Annotated in this window: 6 protein-coding genes; 3 read left to right on the forward strand and 3 right to left on the reverse strand. The window is 42.7% G+C overall.

All coding sequences use genetic code 11. The features are described from left to right. The 3 genes from JHD69_RS18660 to JHD69_RS18670 form a co-directional block, all read left to right on the forward strand. The coding region (locus JHD69_RS18660; protein ID WP_199141855.1) for a hypothetical protein at nucleotides 1-457 on the forward strand (457 nt) is incomplete at its 5' end. A gap of 180 nt (nucleotides 458-637) precedes the next feature. Then, the gene (locus JHD69_RS18665; protein WP_199141856.1) at nucleotides 638-1,174 is read left to right on the forward strand and encodes a DUF3347 domain-containing protein; all 537 of its coding nucleotides are present in this window, start codon (nucleotides 638-640) and stop codon (nucleotides 1,172-1,174) included. 122 nt (nucleotides 1,175-1,296) lie between these two features. Continuing rightward, nucleotides 1,297-2,583 (forward strand): citrate synthase, encoded by a 1,287-nt coding sequence (locus tag JHD69_RS18670; RefSeq protein WP_199141857.1) that lies wholly within the window; start codon nucleotides 1,297-1,299, stop codon nucleotides 2,581-2,583. Between the two features lie 72 nt (nucleotides 2,584-2,655). Here JHD69_RS18670 and JHD69_RS18675 read toward each other — a convergent pair whose 3' ends face one another. From JHD69_RS18675 to JHD69_RS18685, 3 genes are read right to left on the reverse strand one after another with little or no spacing between them, the layout of a single operon-like run. Then, the gene (locus JHD69_RS18675) at nucleotides 2,656-3,777 is read right to left on the reverse strand and encodes a DUF3667 domain-containing protein (RefSeq protein ID WP_199141858.1); all 1,122 of its coding nucleotides are present in this window, start codon (nucleotides 3,775-3,777) and stop codon (nucleotides 2,656-2,658) included. A 20-nt stretch (nucleotides 3,778-3,797) separates the two neighbouring features. Next, on the reverse strand, nucleotides 3,798-4,889 hold the full coding sequence (locus tag JHD69_RS18680; protein ID WP_199141859.1) for a DUF3667 domain-containing protein: 1,092 nt from the start codon (nucleotides 4,887-4,889) through the stop codon (nucleotides 3,798-3,800). Nucleotides 4,890-4,905: 16 nt separating this feature from the next. After that, nucleotides 4,906-6,132 carry an MFS transporter gene (locus JHD69_RS18685; RefSeq protein ID WP_199141860.1) on the reverse strand — a complete coding sequence of 409 codons (1,227 nt, stop codon included), beginning with the start codon at nucleotides 6,130-6,132 and terminating at the stop codon, nucleotides 4,906-4,908. Nucleotides 6,133-6,191 lie beyond the last annotated feature (59 nt).

The following is a 6,191-nucleotide window of genomic DNA, read 5'->3' on the forward strand; positions in this document are numbered from 1 at the left end:
AGATGTGTATAAGAGACAGGGTATGGCGTTTAAGATAGGAGTAGGTGCATTTGGAGGTTTGTTTCCTGATCAATCTGAAATGGATTATGGCTTTGGCGGCAGCTTGCGTTTGCAGTACGATTTGAGCAAAAATGTGGCATTAACGGCTTCGGGTGGCTATACCAAGCTTAAATGGAAAAACAGTCCTTTAGACTTTTCCTTTATTCCTTTAATGGGCGGCGTTAAGGTATTTGCCATCGAAAGAATGTACCTAAGTACAGGTTTGGGCACTGGTTTAGCCATTAAGGATGGCGCCAAAATGAATTTCATTTATACGGGAGGCTTGGGCTATGAATTTGCCAAGGGCTTTGATATTGCTGCAAGATATGAAGGTTACGTCAACGATAGTTCGTCATCTCTCTACTTTATGAAAACCGGCCAATACACACTTAGTTTAGGCTATAATTTCAAATTGTAGCCGTTTTCTAATCTCATTTTAATTAAAATCTAATTTAAAAGTCAAGCCTTCAAAATTTTGAAGGCTTTTTTGCTATTTTAGAATTATAAATGCTATTTTGAGCAAAAAACAAAATCTATGCAATTACGCCTCTGTTTCCGACAAAACATGGTGTAATCGTTAACCAAATAGAAACATCAGATGAGAAATTATTTCGGGGTTGCAGCCCTTATGGTATTGGCGGCTTGCCAAACCAATACCAATTCATCAGGCACTACCACCAAAGACAGCACAGCCAAAACAGTTGCCGTAGCTACTGCGGCCACCATCACTTTCAAAGATGCAAAGCTACAGGATATCTATCATGACTATATCGTATTGAAAGATGCTTTGGTAGCCACTAAAATGACTGATGCCCAAACAGCCGCGCAAAAGCTGGCAGGCTCGTTAAAAACCTTTAATGGTTGCGAGAATACAGCCGTAACGGCCCAAAAAATTGCCGATGCCAAAGATATTGTTGTCCAGCGGAAAGAGTTTACGGCTCTGAGTTCAGACGTTATCGCCTTGTTTAAGCATGCCGCATTGACCAAAGGAACCATTTTTGTACAGCATTGCCCTATGGCCAACAAAGGCGATGGGGGAGATTGGCTTTCGTCTGAAAAGAAAATCCAAAATCCATACTATGGCAGCGAAATGTTGGAGTGCGGTGCGGTAACCGAAGAAATCAAAGCCAAATAATTTCAGTGTAAAAACCTTGGTTTTTGGCCTAAATTAACAATAACTTAACAGTTTTGTTAGGTTAGGAACCCTCAATTTAAATTCAGATTAACTATTTTTGTTATTTATAAATTATAAGATATATGTCAGCTATTGCAGAAATTAAGATAGACGGTAAGACCTACGAATTTCCGGTTATTACTGGAACCGAAGGAGAGAAGGCCATCGATATTTCAAAATTAAGAGACCTTACAGGTCACATTACTTTAGATTTAGGTTATAAGAACACAGGTTCTACCAAAAGTGCCATTACTTTTTTGGATGGCGAAGAAGGCATTTTGAAATACCGTGGCTACCCGATTGAGCAATTGGCGGAAAAATCTACTTTTTTGGAAGTAGCCTATTTGTTGATTTATGGTGTTTTGCCTAAAAAAGAAGAACTGGAAGATTTTCAAAAGCAGATCAGCAGACACACCCTGATCCATGAGGATATGAAAAAATTCTTAGATGGCTATCCGTCTAAATCACATCCGATGGCTCAATTGGCTTCGTTGGTTTGTTCGTTGTCAACTTTCTACCCCGAGTCGCTTAACGCCAACTCATCTAAAGAGGAAATGAACCTGACCATGATCAAGTTGCTGGCCAAGTTCCCAACTATTGTGTCTTTCATCTATAAAAAATCGTTAGGCCATCCGCTGATCTACCCTAAAAACAAGTTCGATTATGTAACCAACTTTCTGCACATGATTTTTGGTCAGCGCACAGAAGACGTAGAAATCGATCCTGTGGTAGTAAGCGCCATGAATACCCTGCTTATTTTGCACGCAGACCACGAACAAAACTGTTCGGCCTCTACGGTTAGGATGGTAGGTTCGTCTGATTGTAACCTTTACGCTTCGATATCAGCTGGTATTTCGGCGCTTTGGGGTCCGTTGCATGGCGGGGCCAACCAGGCGGTAATCGAAATGCTAGAGCTGATTAAAGCAGACGGCGGCGATACCGAAAAATGGATCAATAAAGCTAAAGACAAAAACGATCCTTTCCGTATGATGGGCTTTGGGCACCGTGTTTATAAAAACTTCGATCCTAGGGCAAGAATCATTAAAAAGGCCTGCGACGATATCCTGGAGAAATTAGGCATCAACGATCCGGTACTGGAAATTGCCAAAAAACTGGAAGAGGCAGCCCTGAACGATCCTTACTTCATCGACCGCAAGCTTTATCCTAACGTAGATTTCTATTCGGGCATTATCTACAGGGCTTTGGGCTTCCCAACCGATATGTTTACCGTATTGTTTGCCTTGGGCCGTTTGCCGGGATGGATTGCGCAGTGGAAAGAAATGCACGAAAACAAAGAGCCAATCGGCCGTCCGCGCCAAGTATACGTAGGCGACGTGAACATGGAGTTTGTGCCAATCGACAAAAGATAAAATCGAGAAATAGATCCATCAAAAAGGCCGATGCAATTTGCATCGGCCTTTTTGATTTTTGGTACCAGCCAATTACATGGCCAGGTAGTAGATCACGTTGACGATGATGACTTCGGTAATTTTAATGGAAATGCCATAAAGTACAAAAATCCAGATCATCCGCCAAATGGTGGTTTTGCGCTTTCTTTGGTAAAATAGCGTTAATGCCTTATACATATACCACAAGATCCAGCCCAGCATGGCTACGTTGATCAAATCGCTGATGGTTGAATGTGGCCCGAAGATGTATTTGGTTAAGGTTTGTGTGATGATCGAGATCAAAAAGAACGCCGTCATACCATGGATGGTAAAAATGAGGTGGTCCATGTAATAGATATGGTTCTTCCTAAAATTGACCATGATAAAAAGCGCCATTAAAGGCATCAGCAGGAAGTACTGCTTAGGCCTGTTGTGTTCGAGCTTTTCGTTAATGAGCTCAGAGTTCTCGCCAATGCCGAAGCTTCTCTTTTTAACGAAGCGTTGAAACCAGCCGTCGCGCTGCAGCAGGGGAAGCTTGTTTTGGCGCGCCAGGTAGGCTTCGTAGGTGCTGTCGTTGCGTACGGTGTGTATTTCCTTGTATTTGTCGATTGTTTTGGCCAGCACATCTGATTTATTCGCTTTGTATTGCGAATCAAGTTTTTGCAACACAAATTCCTGGTTTTTGAAACTCATTTTCCTGAATTGTTCTCGCTCCAGTTGCGCAGCAATGGTTTGGGTTGCTTTTTTGCCGATAGCCTTGTCAAGACCGGCATCTGCCAATACATTGTTGATGCTGTCGACGGTTTTGTCATTCTGCCCAATGGCTTTTTCGGTTTGTGTTTCTACTTCGGGTTTTTCGTGGCGTTTAGGCGAATAGGCGACCAAAAAGTAAATAATTGACACAAAGATGTACATGTTTACCGGGTTGATGTACCTGGCCCGTTTGCCAGCCAAATAATCGAGCGTTACCTGTCCTGGCTTGGTAAGCAGGGGACTCAGCGTCTTGAAAAACTTGTTGTCGAAATGGAAATAGTGGGCAATGCTATGGGTAATGAAATGCCATAAATTTTCCTTGAGTTCCAGGTTGGCTTGCCCGCATCTGCTGCAGTAATGTTCTTCTACATGGAAGCCACAGTTGAGGCAGGTATGATCTTTTCTATATTTTCCGGCAGACATTTAACGTTATTTAAGGAGTATTAAGCCATAGCAAAGCTAACGGCTATAATGATCAAGAAACAAAGGGTAAATACAAAAGTATAACAGAAGCTTAAAAAGAATATTTTGAGCACCGTTATCCATCTGCTGCTGTTGTAGAAGGTACGCAACGAGCGGTATACATACCAGATGATATAGATGGTGCAACCAAATTCCAGCCAGCCACTGATGTCGTAAACAAAGCCGAACAGCCACCTAAGCAGCATCGTAATCAGGACACTCAGAAAAATAGCCGAATGCAGGTGGAAGGAATAAATGAGGTGTTCGTAATAGTATTTGTTCTTGTTGATGTAGACCAGTTTGAGGATCAGCGCAAACATAGGCAACAACAAGAACATCATTTTAGGAATGTTATGCATCAGATCCTCCATGAATTTCTTTTGCGGATCTTCATATTGGTTCAGCTCTATGCTTCTTTTTACAAAATAGTGCTTGATAAAGCCGTCTCTCTTTGCAGCTGGCAGGGCCGCTTGGTGTTTTTCGTAGTCGGCTACGGTAGAGTCTTTTCCGGACAATTTGGAAAATCCCCATTTCCCCTTTTTTCTGCCTTCGTCGAGGTTGATTTCGATATTTTCGTCTTTATCGGCATCAATATTCTTTTTGGCTTCCTTCATGATGCTGTCTTTTATGCTCGCATTCATCGGAACGTACTGGATGGCATCTTCAACTGCCTTTAATTTATCTTTTTGCAGGCTGTCTTTTTTGCTGAGTGGCACTGTAGCCGTTGCTTTTTTGGGTGCCGGCTCTTTTTTCTCCTTTTCGCCTCCCCCTAAAATAAACAGGAAGAAAACAATACTGACAAAAATATACAGACGGATAGGGTGGATAAACGAAACCCTTTTGCCGGCTACGTATTCCTTGGTCAGCTGGCCCGGTTTAAGCAATAGCGGTTTTAGGGTCTTGAAAAACTTATGCTCAAAGTGAAAATAATCTGCTATGGCATGGGAAACCATGTGAAAGGCATCTTCCTTGACCACAATGTTTTCCTGGCCGCAATGCGGGCAGAAATGCTCTTCTACAATATGGCCACAATTTAAACAGTCTTTTTCTTTTCTGAGTTTTACGGATGACATCTGCTGGGTAGGGATATTAGTGGGTAATGGCTTCGATTACTTTGGCCTCGGCTTTGGTATGTTTATGTTTAAAGAAGATGACAAACAGCACGGTAATTACTAAGGCATAAATGGTAAATGAAAGCCAGATGTCATGCCAGTTTTTTACTTCAATGGCTTTGCTCAGGTTACCGTTGGCAAGCACTTCGATACCTTGGTTTTTTAAGAATTGGATCAAATGCGAATCCTTGACATCGGAGCCTACCAGATTGGCCAAAGGCTGAACGGCGGTGAAGCTGGTGGTAAAGTACTTCTGGATCATCCAGCCCGAAACCAAGCTGCCCAAAATGGCACCGAAGCCATTGGTCATCATCATGAACAGGCCTTGTGCAGAAGAACGGGTTTTAGCGGTTGTTGAGCTTTCTACAAACAAAGAACCCGAAATGTTAAAGAAATCGAAGGCCATGCCGTATACAATGCACGATAGGATAATCATCCAAAGTCCACCAGTTGGGTTGCCATAGGCAAACAAACCAAACCTGAATACCCAAGCTACCATTGCTATTACCATTACCTTTTTGATGCCATAACGTTTTAAAAAGAATGGAATGGCCAAGATGAATAGGGTTTCAGAAATCTGCGAAATCGACAAAATGATGGTCGAGTACTTGATTACGAACGACTCTGCATAGGCAGGAAACATCTTAAATTCATCTAAAAATACGTCACCATAAGCGTTGGTCAATTGCAAAGCGCCACCCAGAAACATCGAAAAGATAAAGAAAACAGCCATTTTATAGGTGCCAAACAATTTGAAGGCTTCCAAGCCGATCTTTTGGACAAATGATTTTTTTTCACTGGTTCTTTGAGGCGGACATTTAGGCAGGGAAAAAGAATAGATGCCCAATGCCAAGGCGCTGATACCTGCAATGTAAAACTGGTTTACGCTAGCTTTATTGCCGGTAAGATTGGTGATCCACATAGCCACAATAAAGCCAATGGTACCCCAAACACGGATGGGCGGAAAATCTTTGACCACATCGAGGCCACCCGATTTGAGCGTAGTATAGGATATGGAATTGCTTAATGCAATGGTTGGCATATAGAAGCACATGGCAATGAGTATGATCCAGAAAAAGGTATGCGGGTCGTTTACCTGTGGAAGGTAAAACATGGCTCCGGCATAAAGAATATGCAGAATGGCATATAGTTTTTCGGCATTGAGCCATTTGTCGGCAATAATACCCCTGTCTCTTATACACATCTAAAAGGGGGGGGGGGGGGGGGGGGGGGGGGGGGGGGGGGGGGGGGGGGGGGGGGGGG

It is taken from the genome of Pedobacter sp. ASV12 (genome assembly GCF_016429155.1).
Taxonomy (GTDB): domain Bacteria; phylum Bacteroidota; class Bacteroidia; order Sphingobacteriales; family Sphingobacteriaceae; genus Pedobacter.

Bases quoted from the DNA above. Each gene is read 5' to 3' on its own strand.
- JHD69_RS18665 (WP_199141856.1), top strand. From the start codon at position 638: ATGAGAAATTATTTCGGGGTTGCAGCCCTTATGGTATTGGCGGCTTGC.
- JHD69_RS18670 (WP_199141857.1), top strand. From the start codon at position 1,297: ATGTCAGCTATTGCAGAAATTAAGATAGACGGTAAGACCTACGAATTT.
- JHD69_RS18675 (WP_199141858.1), bottom strand. From the start codon at position 3,777: ATGTCTGCCGGAAAATATAGAAAAGATCATACCTGCCTCAACTGTGGC.
- JHD69_RS18680 (WP_199141859.1), bottom strand. From the start codon at position 4,889: ATGTCATCCGTAAAACTCAGAAAAGAAAAAGACTGTTTAAATTGTGGC.
- JHD69_RS18685 (WP_199141860.1), bottom strand. From the start codon at position 6,132: ATGTGTATAAGAGACAGGGGTATTATTGCCGACAAATGGCTCAATGCC.